This is a genomic window from Lentzea rhizosphaerae, from assembly GCF_042649515.1.
Taxonomy (GTDB): Bacteria; Actinomycetota; Actinomycetes; order Mycobacteriales; family Pseudonocardiaceae; genus Lentzea; species Lentzea aerocolonigenes.
The window spans coordinates 725796-740847 of the sequence record NZ_JBHRZI010000011.1; the positions used below are offsets into that span (position 1 = coordinate 725796).

13 protein-coding genes are annotated in these 15052 nt (G+C 70.5%); 1 reads left to right on the plus strand and 12 read right to left on the minus strand.

All coding sequences use genetic code 11. From position 1 onward, the window contains the following. Nucleotides 1–41: 41 nt before the first annotated feature. The 11 genes from ACFOWZ_RS10945 to ACFOWZ_RS10995 all read right to left on the minus strand — a co-directional run bounded on the left by ACFOWZ_RS10945 (nucleotide 42) and on the right by ACFOWZ_RS10995 (nucleotide 9249). Nucleotides 42–353 (minus strand): hypothetical protein, encoded by a 312-nt coding sequence (locus tag ACFOWZ_RS10945; RefSeq protein WP_382371683.1) that lies wholly within the window; start codon nucleotides 351–353, stop codon nucleotides 42–44. Nucleotides 354–359: 6 nt separating this feature from the next. Next, complete coding sequence (locus ACFOWZ_RS10950; RefSeq protein ID WP_382371685.1) at nucleotides 360–581, minus strand: hypothetical protein; 222 nt, start codon at nucleotides 579–581, stop codon at nucleotides 360–362. 19 nt (nucleotides 582–600) lie between these two features. Beyond that, nucleotides 601–1935, minus strand: coding sequence for a phosphoglucosamine mutase (gene glmM / locus ACFOWZ_RS10955; protein WP_382371687.1), 1335 nt, complete (start codon nucleotides 1933–1935; stop codon nucleotides 601–603). A 118-nt stretch (nucleotides 1936–2053) separates the two neighbouring features. Continuing rightward, complete coding sequence (rpsI, locus tag ACFOWZ_RS10960) at nucleotides 2054–2485, minus strand: 30S ribosomal protein S9 (protein WP_236704048.1); 432 nt, start codon at nucleotides 2483–2485, stop codon at nucleotides 2054–2056. A gap of 125 nt (nucleotides 2486–2610) precedes the next feature. Further along, nucleotides 2611–3054: a 50S ribosomal protein L13 gene (rplM, locus tag ACFOWZ_RS10965; RefSeq protein ID WP_030472013.1), complete on the minus strand. Its 444-nt coding sequence runs from the start codon at nucleotides 3052–3054 to the stop codon at nucleotides 2611–2613. A 258-nt stretch (nucleotides 3055–3312) separates the two neighbouring features. Then, entirely contained in the window at nucleotides 3313–3591 is a 279-nt protein-coding gene (locus ACFOWZ_RS10970) for a WXG100 family type VII secretion target (RefSeq protein WP_382371689.1), read from the minus strand. 55 nt (nucleotides 3592–3646) lie between these two features. Continuing rightward, complete coding sequence (locus ACFOWZ_RS10975) at nucleotides 3647–3952, minus strand: WXG100 family type VII secretion target (protein ID WP_382371691.1); 306 nt, start codon at nucleotides 3950–3952, stop codon at nucleotides 3647–3649. Between the two features lie 146 nt (nucleotides 3953–4098). After that, complete coding sequence (locus tag ACFOWZ_RS10980) at nucleotides 4099–4488, minus strand: hypothetical protein (protein ID WP_382371693.1); 390 nt, start codon at nucleotides 4486–4488, stop codon at nucleotides 4099–4101. 21 nt (nucleotides 4489–4509) lie between these two features. After that, nucleotides 4510–6324, minus strand: coding sequence for a type VII secretion-associated protein (locus ACFOWZ_RS10985; protein WP_382371695.1), 1815 nt, complete (start codon nucleotides 6322–6324; stop codon nucleotides 4510–4512). Between the two features lie 91 nt (nucleotides 6325–6415). Next, complete coding sequence (locus tag ACFOWZ_RS10990; protein WP_382371697.1) at nucleotides 6416–7120, minus strand: hypothetical protein; 705 nt, start codon at nucleotides 7118–7120, stop codon at nucleotides 6416–6418. 35 nt (nucleotides 7121–7155) lie between these two features. Then, on the minus strand, nucleotides 7156–9249 hold the full coding sequence (locus ACFOWZ_RS10995; RefSeq protein WP_382371699.1) for an AfsR/SARP family transcriptional regulator: 2094 nt from the start codon (nucleotides 9247–9249) through the stop codon (nucleotides 7156–7158). A 97-nt stretch (nucleotides 9250–9346) separates the two neighbouring features. On the opposite strand from ACFOWZ_RS10995, the gene ACFOWZ_RS11000 reads away from it, so the two are divergent. Continuing rightward, on the plus strand, nucleotides 9347–12076 hold the full coding sequence (locus tag ACFOWZ_RS11000) for an AfsR/SARP family transcriptional regulator (RefSeq protein ID WP_382371701.1): 2730 nt from the start codon (nucleotides 9347–9349) through the stop codon (nucleotides 12074–12076). Here ACFOWZ_RS11000 and ACFOWZ_RS11005 read toward each other — a convergent pair. Then, a complete protein-coding gene (locus ACFOWZ_RS11005) occupies nucleotides 12073–14739 on the minus strand; it encodes an AfsR/SARP family transcriptional regulator (RefSeq protein ID WP_382371703.1) in 2667 nt (888 codons plus the stop codon). The two genes, ACFOWZ_RS11000 and ACFOWZ_RS11005, sit on opposite strands and share 4 nt — an antisense overlap. Nucleotides 14740–15052 lie beyond the last annotated feature (313 nt).

Below are 15052 nucleotides of genomic sequence, written 5' to 3' on the forward strand. Positions count from 1 at the left end.
GTTGCCTTAGTAAACAACCATCCGGCGAGGTCCGCCGGTGATCACCACTGGTTGGGTGGAGGGGACTGCTGGCCAGGCGGTTGCTGGGGCCACTGCTGGCCTTGCTGAGGCCACTGTTGCCCCTGTGGGGGACCCTGCTGTGGCCATTGCTGACCGGGCGGCGGGCCTTGCGGCGGCCACTGCTGACCGGGCGGCGGGCCCTGCGGCGGGTACGGCCCCTGGGGGTGCGGCGGATAGCCCTGCTGGGGCGGGTACTGCGGCTTCTTGCGCTTGGAGAGCACGACCGCGAGCACGACGCCGCCGGCTCCCAGGACGAACAGGATGATCAGCAGCTCGGTCGGTCCGATGTTCACGTCCGGTCACCAGCCGTTCTGCGCGGGAGGCTGCTGCCCCTGCGGCTGGTGGGGCTGGTGACCGGGCATCGGCGGCTGACCGGGTGGGAACTGCTGTTGCTGCTGCGGGTACGGGTACCCCTGTTGCGGGGGATGCGGCGGCTTGCGCCTGGTGGTCATCGCGACCGCGACGACCACCACCACGATCACCACGACGAGCAAGAAGAACAGCACCAACCAGATGGCCACGAGAAGTCCTCCGAGATCCTCAGTGGACCGAGGAAACCACACCCGCCAGGCGTTGCGCTGCCGACTCCGCCTGTTCGTGACTGGTGGCCTCGACCATCACCCGCACGAGCTGCTCGGTGCCGGACGGGCGCAGCAGCACGCGGCCGGTGTCGCCCAGCTCGGCCTCGACGGCGGCGACGGCCTCGCTGACCGACGACGCCTTGGCGACCGCGGCCTTGTCGGAGACCTTCACGTTGATCAGGACCTGCGGCAGGCGGCGCATCACCCCGGCGAGGTCGGCCAGCGACTTGCCGGTCTCGGCCATGCGGGCCATCAGGCGCAGCGCGGTGAGCAGGCCGTCGCCGGTGGTGGCGTGCGCGGGCAGCACGACGTGGCCCGACTGCTCGCCCCCGAGCGAGTAACCGCCGGCCTTGAGGTCCTGCAGCACGTACCGGTCGCCGACGGCGGTGGTGCGCAGGTTGATCTTGGCTTCCTTCATGGCGATGTGCAGGCCGAGGTTGCTCATCACGGTCGCGACGAGCGTGTCCTCGTACAGCTCGCCCGCGTCGCGCATCGCGAGCGCGAGGACCGCGAGGATCTGGTCGCCGTCGACGGGGTTGCCGTCGGCGTCCACGGCCAGGCAGCGGTCGGCGTCACCGTCGTGCGCGATGCCGAGGTCGGCACCGTGCTCGCGGACCGCGGCGGCCACGACGTCGATGTGGGTGGAACCACACCCGTCGTTGATGTTGAGGCCGTCCGGGTTCGCGTTGATCGCGATGACCTCGGCGCCGGCGCGGCGGTACGCGTCCGGTGCGGCCACCGACGCGGCACCGTTCGCGCAGTCCACCACGACCTTGACGCCGTCGAGGCGGTGCGGCGTGACCTTGAGCAGGTGCTCGACGTACTGGGTCTCGGCGTCGGGGACGTCGCGCACCCGGCCGATGGCGGCACCGGTGGGGCGGTCGAAACCGGTGCCCATGTGCTGCTCGATCTCGTCCTCGACCTCGTCGGGCAGCTTGTGGCCACCGGCGGCGAAGAGCTTGATCCCGTTGTCCGGCATCGCGTTGTGCGATGCGGAGATCATCACACCGATGTCGGCGCCGAGGGCGGCGACCAGGTACGCGACGGCGGGCGTGGGCAACGCGCCGACGCGCAGCACGTCCGCACCGGCCGAGGTGAGGCCGGCGGTGACGGCGGCGTCGAGCATCTCGCTGCTCGCCCTCGGGTCGCGGCCGACGACGGCGACCGGGCGGTGAGAGCGGTCGTGCTCGGCGAGCACACGTGCCGCTGCTGCGGCGACGGACATCGCGAGCTCAGGGGTGAGATCGGCGTTGGCGAGACCACGCACTCCGTCGGTGCCGAACAGGCGGGCCATGAATCCTCCGATGTGGACACTGCAGGCGGCGGGGACAGACCCGGAAAGCCTGGAAACACTGCGGGAGCAGCAGTTCGGAGTGAACTGCTGCTCCCGCAGGTACAGCTGTGAAGCTAGATCAGCGCTTGGAGTACTGAGGCGCCTTGCGGGCCTTCTTCAGGCCGTACTTCTTGCGCTCCTTGACCCTCGGGTCACGGGTGAGGAAGCCGGCCTTCTTCAGCGCCGGGCGGTCCTCGGAGTCGACGGCGATCAGCGCACGCGCGATGGCGAGACGCAGTGCACCGGCCTGGCCGGTGATGCCGCCGCCACGCAGGTTGGCGATCACGTCGAAGGTCTCGGGCTTCTCCGTGGTGACGAGCGGCTCCTTGATGAGCTGCTGGTGCACCTTGTTCGGGAAGTAGGCCTCGAGGGTCTTGCCGTTCAGCGTGAACTTGCCGGTGCCGGGCACCAGGCGGACGCGGACGACGGCCTCCTTGCGGCGGCCGACGGTCTGCGCGAGGTGCGCGGCGCCGTTCAGCGAGGGCGCGACCACCGGCGCGGAGGTCTCCACGACCTCGGCCTCGTCGGCCTCGGCCTCAGGAGCCTCGACGACCTCGGCCTCGACCTCGACGGCCTCGACGGCCTCGGTCTCGTTCTCAGGGGTGGTCACAGGAACTTCCTCGGTGTACTCGTCGCTCACTGGGCGATCTTCTTGATCTCGAAGGCCTGCGGCTGCTGGGCCGCGTGCGGGTGGTTCGGTCCGCTGTAGACCTTGAGCTTGTTCGCGATCTGACGGCCCAGGCGGTTCTTGGGCAGCATGCCCTTGATCGCCTTCTCCACCAGGCGGTCCGGACGGGTGTCCAGGACCTCGCCGAAGGACTGCTTGCGCAGACCACCGGGGAAGCCGGAGTGGCGGTACTGGAACTCCTGGTCCCGCTTGGAGCCGGTCAGGGCGACCTTGTCAGCGTTGATGATGACCACGAAGTCACCGGTGTCAACGTGAGGGGCGTAGGTCGGCTTGTGCTTGCCGCGCAGCAGCGTCGCGGCCTGGGTGGCGAGCCGGCCGAGCACCACGTCCTGGGCGTCGATCACGTGCCAGGTGCGGGTCACCTCACCGGGCTTCGGGCTGTACGTGCGCACGGATCTACCTCGTCGTCACTTGCGTCTGGGGTCACTGCGGCGGTTGCCCCAGACCGATCTTGGACTGGCCAAGCGGTGGTTCCGAGACAGGCGCGGCACACACGGGCGCCAGCTACCGCACAACAACGTAAGAAGATACCGGATGGGTGGCGCGGGGACCAAAACGGGTCCTCTCCGGGGCTGCCACCTCCGGACATACGCGAGCCCCGGACCACGTGGTTCCGGGGCTCGCGAGGGTCTTGCTCGTACCGCGGAGTCTTACCAGCGGCTGGTGTTCTGCTGCTCGGCCTGACGGTACGCCTCGGCGGCCTGCTGCACCGCGACACCGATGGAGGCGAGAACGCGGTTCAGGTCCTCGGAGGCGGTGTCCCAGTTGGCCTGGGCCTGCTGGTAGGTCTCACCGGCGGAGCCCTCCCAGCCCGCGAGGGTGGAGGTCACCTTCTGCTTCAGCTGGTCGTTCAGGTCGTCGATCGCCTTGGACGAGGACGTGATCGTGGCCGCCGCAGCCTCGATCTCACCGAAAGTCGCCTTGATCATTGCTTAATCTCCCCTTGAAAAGTCGAAAGTGGCGCGAATTGACTGTCGGTTGCGATCAGAGACGGTTCGCGATCGAGGAGACGGAAGACTCCTGCTCTTCCTCGTTGCGGGCGTAGACGTCCGCCGTGCTCGCGATCTGCTCCTGGATGGCCTGCAGGGCGCGGTCGAGCTTGATCACGTCCTCGTCCATGCGCTGCATCAGGGACTGGAACGCGGTGGCGGCGTTACCGGACCAGCCGGAGGCCACACCCGACGCCGCGTCGCGGACGGTCCGAGCCTGTCCCTGAATCTGCTCGCTGATCGTGCCGATGTGCTTCGCCAGCGCGTCGAGGTCTGCGGTGGTTACGTTAAAGCCACTCATGGAGATGCCCCCTGCTCTAGAGCTTCAGGTCGTACTTCTTGGTTCGTACGCCTCTTCCGACGAGGACCATGCCACGTCGGTTCCACCCTGTCGCGACTTCTTTCGAAGTAGTTGCGCTAGTAAACGGCTCCGGGTGAAACCAGGCGTCAGTAGAGGATTCGCGACTGCGAAAAGTCCTCGTCATCGTCACTCACACGGGGAAGCTGACCACTCGGACCGGCGACGGCAGCGGAACCCAGCGTGGCCACCGGCTTCGTCTCAACTGGTGCGGGAGCGGTCAGCTCCGCGGCATCGGGCACCTGTTCGACGGGCAACCCGCGGTGGTGCCGGAACCCGGTGGCCGCCTCCCGGACGTCGCCCGACGTGGGCCTGGCACCGGGTTCGACCTTGCGTTCACGTGCCTGAGCAGCCAGACCACGGGTGCGTTCCCGCAGCTCGGCGTTGCGTTCCCCGATCTCACCGGAAGCACGGCGGGCACGCGTGACGGCAGCTCCCACCTCGGCGCGGAACCGGGCGAGAACCTCGGTGGCGGACATCGACGACTCCCCTGACGTTGCCTAAGACTTGATCACCAACGACCGGACGACCTGCTCGCAGGCCGCCCGAACCTGGTCCTGAGTGGCCGCGGTCGCCTGGCAGCCCACGCTCACCTGCACCTCGCCGGCGAACTGGATGTACCAGTCGACACCGGTCGCGCCGACCACTTCGCGATAGTGAACAACAGACTTCCCCGCAAATGTCGCGTTGTCGGTGAAGTCGGCGACTTTGTCACCGTTGCCCTTGCGCTCCTGGTACTTGTCCCGGAGCTCCGCAAGAGCGCGAACGCGATCCTGACCGCTGTCGTAAAGAAGGGTTTGCTCCTGCACAGCAATACGCGCGTCCGGCGATTTGCCATCGGAATTCTTTCGCTCGACCGGTTGCAAAAGCACCTGGCGATCCTGAGCGGCGCCGCCCGTCTGCTCCCACCCGTCCGGCCGCGTGAACATGTAGTCGTACACCGCGATCTGATTGGCCGGCGGATTCTGTTGCTGCTCCGTTTTCGCGGGGTTCAACCAGCGGTAGGCCCCGAAACCGGCCGCGGCGAGCGCCACGACGACGCCGATCGTGATGAACAGCGGCGCCCTGCTCTTCTTCTCCGGCTGCGGAGCTGCCAGCGGGAACGAGGACGGGAACTGTCCGGCGGGCGGCGGGGTGATCCGGCGGGTGATCTTGCGAGTGGTGTCCTCCGTCACCCGGAGGTTGTGGGTGACGTCACCCGGAGCGCCCTTGGGCGGCCCGTGCTGCTGGGCCACGCCGCCGGTCCGTTCCGGGTCCAGGCTGACCGCCCGCAGCGCGCCGCGGGCCACCACCGTCTCCGGCTGGTCGATGCTCGTGGGCACCACGCGGGTGTGTTCGTGCACCAGTCGCGCGACGAGCGGGATCCTGCTCGACCCGCCGACCAGGAACACCCCGGCCAGCTGCTGGGGCGCGAGACCGGCGTCGCGGACGGTCGCACCCACCAGCGCGGCGGCCCTGCTGAGCGGCGAGTTGATCAGTTGCTCGAGGTCCGAGCGCGTCACGTGCGCGTCGGGGAACGGCGGCGGCATCGGCACGTCGGTGTAGGCGTGCCGGGACAACGTCTCCTTGGCACCCCGCACGTCCTGCCGCAGCACCCGCCGCTTGCGCCGGTCGGCCATCTCACGGCCTTCGACGAGCTGCCGCCACGCCTCGGGGTCCTTGGCCGCCACCAGGCTGCCGACGTGCTCCAGCAACGCCTGGTCGACGTCCGCGCCGCCGAAGCTCGGGTCGCCCTTGGCCGACAGCACCCGGAAGCTCTTGCCTGTGCGCGCCACCACACTCGCGTCGACCGTTCCGCCGCCGAGGTCGAGCACGGCGAGCGCGGCACCGTCCGGAATGGAATGACTGGCGGAGTGGAAAACGGCGGCCGCGACGGGCTCCGGCACCAGCACGAGCTGACGACCGAGGCCACGCGCCGCCTGGAGCAGCACGCGGGTCCGCACGGTGCCCCAGTCCGCTGGATGAGTGAGGACGAGGAGGTCGACCGGCGCACCACCACCAACGCGCCGTGCTTCTCCCACGGCCCGTGTGAGCACCGCGCGCACGACATCCACAACGGGCAGCACAGTGCTTCCCAGCAGCAGCTCGCCCTCATCGACGCGACGCTTCGGGTGCGGCTCGTAGCGCGCGGGGTCGACGGCGGCCTGACGCTCCGCCTCCTGACCGACGAACAACGTCCCGTCGGCGGCGGCGAACACGGCGGACGGCACCAGCGGCTGGCCGTCGAACACGACGACCTGCGGCTCCCGGCCGTGGGCCGAGACGGCGACGCAGGTGCTGGACGTGCCGAAGTCGACCGCGACGTGCAGGCTCATGCACCTTCCCCTCTTCCGCGCACATGCTTACCCGATGAGGCACGCCTGGACGACAGGGATGGCAAAGGTCGTTCACTCGAGCGCCCGGCGATCACGCCCTCCGCCGGGCCTCGGTCAACGCGGCCCGCAGACGTTCCTCGGCCGCGGCGTCGCCCGCGTCCGCGTAGTTCTCCAGCGCACCGGCCGCCAGGTCGATCACCGTCTCGACCAGGCCGAGGGCGAGGTTCGCCTCCGCCACGGCAGCGAGCGCACGCACGGTCCCACGCCGTTCGCCCAGTCCCTCGAAGACGTTCAGCGCCTTCTCGGCCCTCGCCAGCGCCGCACCCGCGTCACCCAGCGCGAGGTCGACCTGCGACACCAGGACCGCGCAGTAGGCGGCACCGCGGTCCTCGCCGGCGACGGTCATCAGGTCGAGCGCCTCACGGCTCGCCGCGCTCGCGCGGTCGAGATCACCGTGGTCCAGTGCGCTCGACGCGATGCGGTGGAGCATCAGGCCGAGCTCGTTGCGCTCACCGATCTCGCGGCCGAGCGCCAGGGCCTCGTCCATGACGCGCATCGAGTCGGCGTGCCGGCCCTCGGTCGCGAGCATCGTGCCGAGCTCGCGCAGGGAGCTCAGGTAGGTGAGCTGCTCACCGCTCTGCCTGGCGGCCGCCACCGCGCGTTCGGCGAGCGCGAGCTGCGGCTGTCCGGTGTGGAGCATCTTGTAGTAGGCCAGGGCACCCAGGCTGACCGCGAGCTCGGCGTGGGCGTCCAGGGCCTCGAACGCCTGCACGCAGCGCGCGTAGTCGGCGAGCACCTGGTCGTTGACGCCTCTGGTGACGGCCTGGCCGGTCAGCCGGAGGTGCGAGCGCCAGGCGACCAGCCCTCGCCCTGGGCGAGCGCCGCGTCCCTGATGAGCCCGTAGAGCTGCAGGATCCGTTCGTGGGAGTGGTAGATGTCGAGGTAGACGAACGCGCGGTGGGCCAGGTTGTCGGCCTCGTCGACCCACCGGTGGTCGAGGCACTGGGTGATCGCCCGGTCGATGTTGACCATCTCCGCGAGCAGCCACTTCTCCCGGGAGGCGGTGAGGTGTTCGATCTCGGCGCGGTCCAGCGCGGCGGACGGCCGGATGGGACGCCGAGGGGTGTCGTCCGCTCCGAACCAGTCCTGCGCCGCCTCCTCCGCGAGGGTCAGCAGCACCTCGACGTACTCGCACAGGGCAGCGGTCACCACCTCGGGGTCTTCCTGGCGAACCAGTTCCGCGGCGTACACGGCGAGCAGGTCGTGCATGCGGTAGCGCGGCTCGCCTGTCACGTCGAGGCCGACCTCGTCGAGGAGGTTCGCCTCCACCAGCCGTTCGACGAGCCGTTCGCCGTCGCCACCCGCGAGCACGCCGACCGTCCAGGACGCGACGTCGGTCGCGCCGAGCAGGCCGAGCCGTCGGAACGCGGTCGCCGCGTCGGCGGGCAGGGCCTCGTAGCTCGGCCCGAACGTCGCCCTGACCTCCAGGTCTCCCGTGGCGAGCTCGTCGAGCCGGCGCCGTTCGTCGGACAGACGCCTGGCCAGTGACCCCAACGGCAGGGACTCTCGAGCGGCGAGCCGGGCACCGACGACCCGCAGCGCGAGCGGCAGCCCGCCGCACGCGTCGACGATGGCGGTGACGGCCGCCCGGTCCGTCGCGACCCGCGTCTCACCGATGGCACCCGCCAGCAACGACACCCCGTCAGCGCTGCTCAACGGCGGCAACCGCAGGCCGTGGGCGCCGTCGATCTGGACCAGTCGCTGCCGGCTGCTGATCAGCACCGCGCAGCCCGCCGTGCCCGGCAACAGCGGTCTGACCTGCTCCGGTCCCGCGGCGTCGTCCAGCACGACCAGCATCGCGCGGTCCGCCAGCTGGGCGCGGAAGGCCGCGGTGCGGGCCTCCAGGCCGTCGGGCATGCCGGTGACCGACACGTCCAGCGCGACCAGCAGCTCGCCGAGCACCTCCGCGGGATCGCGCGGCGTGGCGCCGGCGCCGTTGAGCCGGACGAAGAGCTGGCCGTCGGGGAAGCGGTCGCGCAGCCGGTGCGCGGCCCTGATCGTGAACGCGCTCTTGCCCGCACCGGGAGCGCCGCTCAGGACGACGACCGGCACGCCACCGCCCGGCGCGAGCTTCGCCTCCACCTCTCGCAGCAGCTGTTCACGACCGACGAACGTCGCCGTGTCGGGCGGCAGCTGGCAGATCACCTTGCGCGGCGGGGCCTCGGTGTCACCGTTGAGCAGTGCGAGGTGCAGCTGGCGCAGCTCCGGCGAAGGGTCGACGCCCAGCTCGTCGGCCAGCAACGCGGTGATCTCGCGGTAGCTCTCGAGCGCCTCCGCCTGCCGGCCGGCGCGGGACAACGCCGACATCCGCTGCGCCCAGAACCGCTCGCGCAACGGGTGCTGCCCGGTGAGCGCGGTCAGTTCGGCGACGAGCTCACCGGCGTGCCCGCGGTCGAGGTCGGCGTCGATCCGGCGCTCCAGCGCGGCGAGGCGTTCGTCTTCGAGGGGCGGGACGTCGTCGCGGTGCAGCGAGTCCGACACGACGTCCGCCAGCGCCGGGCCGCGCCACAGCCGGGTGGCGGCGGCGAAGTCCCCTGCCCGCACCAGTTCGCGAAACTGCAGCAGGTCCAGCTCGTCCGGCCGCACCTCGGCCAGGTAGCCACCGGGCGCCGTGCGCACGCGGTTCGCCGCGCCGAGAGCCTGACGCAGCCGCAGCACGGTCATCTGCAACGTCTTGTGCGCGCGGTCGACGGTCGTTCGTTCGCCTTCCCACAACCGCTCCACCAACTCGTCGACCGACACGAACCGGTTGGGACGCAACAACAAGGTGGCCAGCAGCACACGGCCGCGTCCTGCTGGGACGGTCACCGGCGCGCCGTCGAGCAGCACTTCGAGAGGACCGAGCACCCGGAACTCGACGCGCATGACCCCCCTTCCACCGACGATCACGTACACGAGTCTGCCGAAGACCTGGCAAGTTCAGCACGCCGAAAACGCTTCCCGGGTTGCCTAGACTTCCCACGTGCAGGGAGTCGAGTACCGGGTGCTGGGACCGTTGGAGGTGCTCCTCAACGGCGAGCCGGTTGTCGTCCCGGCGGGCAAGAGCCGAGTGCTGCTCGCGACTCTGCTCTTGCGCCCCAACCGGTTCGTGTCGGTCGACGAGCTCGTGGACCGCCTCTGGGACGGGTCACCGCCCTCGATCGACCGCGCGCACAAGACGCTGCAGATGACCGTGGCGCGGCTGCGGCAGGCGCTCGGTGCGGCGAACTGCGTGACCACCACCACCAACGGCTATTCGGCCGAAGTGGACGATCTCGACCTCCTCCGGTTCCGGGCGCTGGCCGGCAGCGACCCGCACGCGGCGCTGTGGCTGTGGCGCGGTCCGGTGCTCGCGAACGTCTCGTCGGAACCTCTTCACCGGGAGGACGTGGCACCGCTCGTCGCGGAACGGCTCACCGCCGTGGAAAGGCGCGTCGAGCTGGACCTCGACAGAGGGCTCTCCGCCGAACTGGTGCCGGAGCTGCGCGCTTTGACCGCCGAACACCCCCTGCGCGAACGGTTCTGGGTGCAGCTGATGGTCGCGCTCTACCGGTCGGACCAGCAGGCGGCGGCGCTGGACGCGTTCCGCCGGGTCAGCACGCTGCTCGCGGAGGAGCTCGGCATCGACCCCGGCCCCGGCCTGCGGGAGGTGCACCAGTCGATCCTGCGTGCCGAGCCCGACCTGAGCGTCCGGAGGGAGACGGCGGTCCCGCGGCAGCTGCCACCGGATCTCGCGCGGTTCACCGGACGTGCGGACGACCTCGCTCAGCTCGACCACCTGCTCCCCGCGGGGACCGCAGGCCAGGCGGTGGTGATCACCGCGATCGCGGGCTCGGCAGGCGTCGGCAAGACCGCCCTCGCCGTGCGCTGGGCGCATCGCGTGCGCGGCAGGTTCCCGGACGGACAGCTCGCGGTGAACCTCCGCGGGTACGACCGCGACGAGCCGCTGGACCCGCACGACGCGCTCGGGCAGCTGCTGCGCGGACTCGGCCTCTCCTCCGGTGAGATCCCGGGCGACACCGAGCAGCGCATCGGTCTGTACCGGTCGCTGCTCGCCGACCGGCGAGTGCTCGTGCTGCTCGACAACGCGCGGACGGCGGACCAGGTCAGGCCGCTGCTGCCGGCGGGTGGCCGGTCGGTCGTGGTGATCACCAGCCGGTCCGACCTGCGCGGCCTGGTCGCGCTCAACGACGCCAAGGTCCTGCGACTGGGCACGCTGCCCTTGCCGGACGCCGTGCAGCTGCTGGAAAAGGTGATCGGTGCCGATCGCACGAGCGCGGAGCCGGTCGCCACGGCGGAACTGGCGCGCCTGTGCGCGTGCCTGCCGCTGGCGCTGCGCATCGCCGCGTCGATGCTGGCGGGTGAACCGCATCGCCGGGTGCAGGACCTCGTGGACCAGCTGAAGAGCGGGAACCGGCTGGCGGAGCTGGAGGTCGGTGACGACCGGCGTGCCGCTGTCCGCTCGGCCTTCGACCTCTCCTACCAGCAGCTGAGCTCCGACGAGCGCAGGATGTTCCGCGTGCTCGGGCTGGCGCCGAGGGCCGACTTCACACCGCGGTCCGCAGGCGCACTGCTGGGCGTGCCGAGCAGTCGTGCGCTGACGCTCCTGCGGGCGCTGGCACGTGCACACCTCGTCGAGGAGTACGCGCCGATGCGCTTCTCGTTGCACGACCTGCTTCAGCTCCACGGCCGCGAATGCGCGAGGAACGAAGAGTCCGAAGAGGACAGCCGTGCGGCGGTCGTGCGGTTCCTCGACCACCACCTCCACTCCGTCGACCGTGCCGACCGCGCGATCCGGTCGAGCAGGACCGAACTGCCCCTGACCGAGCACGAACCGGTGGTCGAGGTGATCGAGTTCGCCGACCGGGACGAAGCGCTGTCGTGGTGCAGGCGTGAACACGACGTGCTCGTGGAGATCTGTGAGTTCGCACTCGCCGAGGGGTACCTGGAACACGCGTGGCAGCTGCCCACTGGCATGTGGGGCTACCTGCACGTCCACGGCTCGACCGAGGACTTCATCCACTTGAACACCATCGCGCTGGAAGCCGCGCGGTTGCTGGGCAACCGTTACGCCGAAGCTGTCGCGTTGAGCACGTTGGGCAGCACTTACAAGAACACCTATCGGCACGAGGAGTCGTTGCGGCTGCTCCACGAAGCACTCCGCATCCGCCAGGAGATCGGACACGTGCACGGCATCGCCTCCACGGCCGGTGAGCTGGCGAGCAACTACCTGTGGCTGGGGCAGCACGACGAGTCGTTGCGCTACGCCCGCATCTCCGTCGAGCACCGGCGCATGATCGGCGACGAGTCCGGCTGGGCGATGTCGATGAACAGCCTCGCCTGGGTGCTCTGTCTCAACGGGAACTTCGCCGAAGCGGTGGAGATCGCCGGCGTCGCGCTGGAAGTGCACACGCGGCTGGGCAGGAGCACCGTGGTCATGCTCGACACGCTGGCCCAGGCGCACGCGGGACTCCACGAGCTCGACGAGGCCGTGCGCATCTACCGGGACATGATCGCTTCCGAGTCGCTCGCCAGCGAGGGCATGCGGGAAAGGATCGAGATCCTGGCCAACGCGGCGGAGATCTTCAGCCGGGCGGGTGATCGCACAGCGGCGCTGTCGTGCGCCCGCGAGGCGTTGACGCTCGCCGAGCGCAGTGGACAGGCACGGGTGGAGAAGGTCCGGCGGATCCTGCAGGAACTCGAAGCAAGCTAGGAGAGTTCTGCGATCCGCGCGCGCAGCCTCGCCGCCGCGGCCTCGTTGCCCAGCTCCTCCCTGATGAGCAACGCCTCCTTCAACGCGGCCACGGCGTCCTCCGGCCGTCCCGCCCGCTCGTGCGCGGTGGCGAGGTTCTCCAGCGTCACGGCCATCACGTCGTACGACAGCTGGCTGCCCGGCAGGGCGAGCACCCGCTGGAACGTCGCCACGGCCTCGGCGAGGTGGCCGCGTTCCAGGTGCAGCAGGCCTCGGGTGTCCAAAGTGGAGGCCACGAGCTCGGTCATGCCCGCCTCGACGACGGCGGCGTGGGCCTCGTCGTTCACGGCCAGTGCGGTCTCGAAGTCCTTCAGCGCCACCAGGGTCATCGCGTAGTTGTTCAGCGCGGTGGCCAGGCCGGTGGGCGAGCCCTGTTCGCGGCGCTTCGCCACGGCGCGTTCGTGCAGGGCCTTCGCCGACTCCAGGTCGCCGCTCAACGCGTGGTTGATCGCCCACTGGTCGAGGGTGACCGCTATGCCGTGCAGGTGGTCGATCTCCTCGCGCACCCGCAACGCCTCCGCGTAGGCCTCGGAGGCCTCGCTGTGGGCGCCCAGCGAGGAGTACGCGTTGCCGAGCGAGTGCAGGGTGACGCCCTCGGCGTACCTGTCGCCGCTCGCGCGGGCCGCGGCGAGGGCGACGTGGTACAGCTCGATGCGTTCGGACGGGCGCTGGCGCAGGTGGAGGTAGCCGAACATGACCGTCGCGAGCTGCCAGGCGTGCTGGTGCAGGCCGTGGTCGCTCGCGAGGCGGACGGCGGCGAGCAGGTTCTCGTGCTCGGTCTCGCACCACGCCGCCGCGATCGCCCGGTCCTCGAACAGCACCGGCTGCACCTCGGCGGAGAGCGGGCACAGCTCGATCTCCGCGCGGCCGCGGCGCAACAGCCTGTCGGCGCTGTCCACCGAGTGCAGGTAGAACTCGAGCAACCGTCGCACGGCCGCGGGATCGTGCTCCTCCAACGAACACGAGTACGCGCGCAGCAGGTCGTGGAACGCGTACCTGCCGGGTGTGTGTTCGGTGGTGAGGTGCATGCGCGTCAACGCCTGCAGCGAGCGGCGAACGTCGGCTCGGCGGCGGCCGTCGAGGGCGGTGGCGGCGTCCAGCGAGATGTCGGGGCCTGTGGTGAGGCCGGACAACCGGAACAGACGCGCGGTGTCGTCGTCGAGCACGCGGTAGGACGTGGCGAAGACCGCCTCGACGTGGGTCATCGGGCCGCCGGCGGTGGTGAGCTCGTCGACGAGCGCGCGCAGGGTGAGGCCGGGGTCGCCGGCCGCCCGGGAGGCGGCGACGGCGAGCGCGAGCGGCAGGCCACCGCAGAACGCGACCAGGTCGTTCACCGCGTCCGGTTCGGCGGTCACGCGGTCCGCGCCGAGGCGAGCGGTGAGCAGCGCGACGGCGTCCTCGTCGTCCAGCACGTCGAGCGTCACCGGGACGGCGCCCTCGCGGACGACCAGTCCGGTGAACCGGTTGCGGCTGGTGATCACGGCCAGGCAGCCGCGGCCGGCGGGCAGCAGCGGGCGAACCTGTTCGACGTCGCGGGCGTTGTCGAGCAGCACCAGCACGCGCCGGTCTGCCACCACGCTGCGGTAGAGCGCCGCACGTTCCGGCAGGTCCACGGGCACCCTGCCGCCGGACACCCCGAACGCGCCGAGGAAACCGGCCAGCACCTCGGCCGGGTCGGCCGGTTCCGCGGACGGGTCGAACCCGCGCAGGTCGGCGTACAGCTGCCCGTCCGGGAAGCGCTCGGCGACCTCGTGCGTCCACCGCACGGCCAGCGCGGTCTTGCCGATGCCCGCCGTGCCGTCGATCGCGGTGATCACCACGGCCGCACCACCCCTGGCGGCCGCGGTCAGCCTCGCCAGTTCGGCGTCCCGCCCGGCGAAGTGCGTGGCGGGCACGGGCAGCTGGCGCGGCACGTCCGCCCGCGAGACCGGGTCGAGCAGCCGTTCGTGCAGCTCGCGCAACGGCTGTCCGGGCTCGACCCCCAGCTCGTCGGCGAGGTGGTCGCGGATGTGCTCGTAGGCCGCGAGCGCCTCCTGCGTCCGGCCAGCCCGGTGCAGCGCCTGCACGAGCTGCGCCCAGAACCCCTCGCGCAGCGGGTGTTCCCTGGTCAGCTCGCGCAGCTCGTCCACCAGCTCGGCACCGCGTCCACGCGCCAGGTCCGCGTCGATGCGCCTGCCGTGCACGACCAGCCGTTCCTCGACGAGCGGCGGCACGTCCTCGCGGTGCAGGTGCGGCGAGTCGACGTTCGACGCCACCGGACCGCGCCAGTGGGCCAGCGCCCCAGCGAACTCGCCCTCGGCGGCGAGGTTGCGGAACAGCGCCAGGTCCAGCCGGTCCGGGTGAACCTCCGCCAGGTAGCCGCCGGTGGTCGTGCGCACGCAGTTGGCGTCCCCCAGCGCGAGCCGCAGCCGCCGGACGACCATCTGGAGCGTCTTGTGCGCACGGTCGACAGTGGGAGGTTCCCCGTCCCACAGCCGCTCGACCAGCTCGTCGACGGACACGAACTGGTTGGGCCGCAACAACAACGTCGCCAGCAGCACCCGTCCGCGACCGGCGGGCACCGGAACGGGCACACCGTCGCGGAGAACCTCCAGCGGACCGAGGACGCGGTACTCGACGTTCATGGCCCCTTCCGTTGTGTGAGCGAAGTGTGAGCGGGCGTTGGGAAGGTGGTCACCAGCCGAGGAAGACAGCGACGAGGTTTCACCTGGGGGGTCGCTGTAGTCCGGCGCCGTCGCGGTCCAGACCTCTTCCACCGCGGCGGCGCCCCGGCTCCTGTCCCAGCTCTGCCAGACGTCTGGCCAACTCCTCAGCTCGCTCATCACCGAGATCACGCCACAGGTCGATCGCGCGTTGCCACGCTACGACAACTTCTTCGTGGCGGCCGAGCCCGGCCAACGCGCTCACCAAGTCGTGCTGAACCCTGGGCTTCGGCGG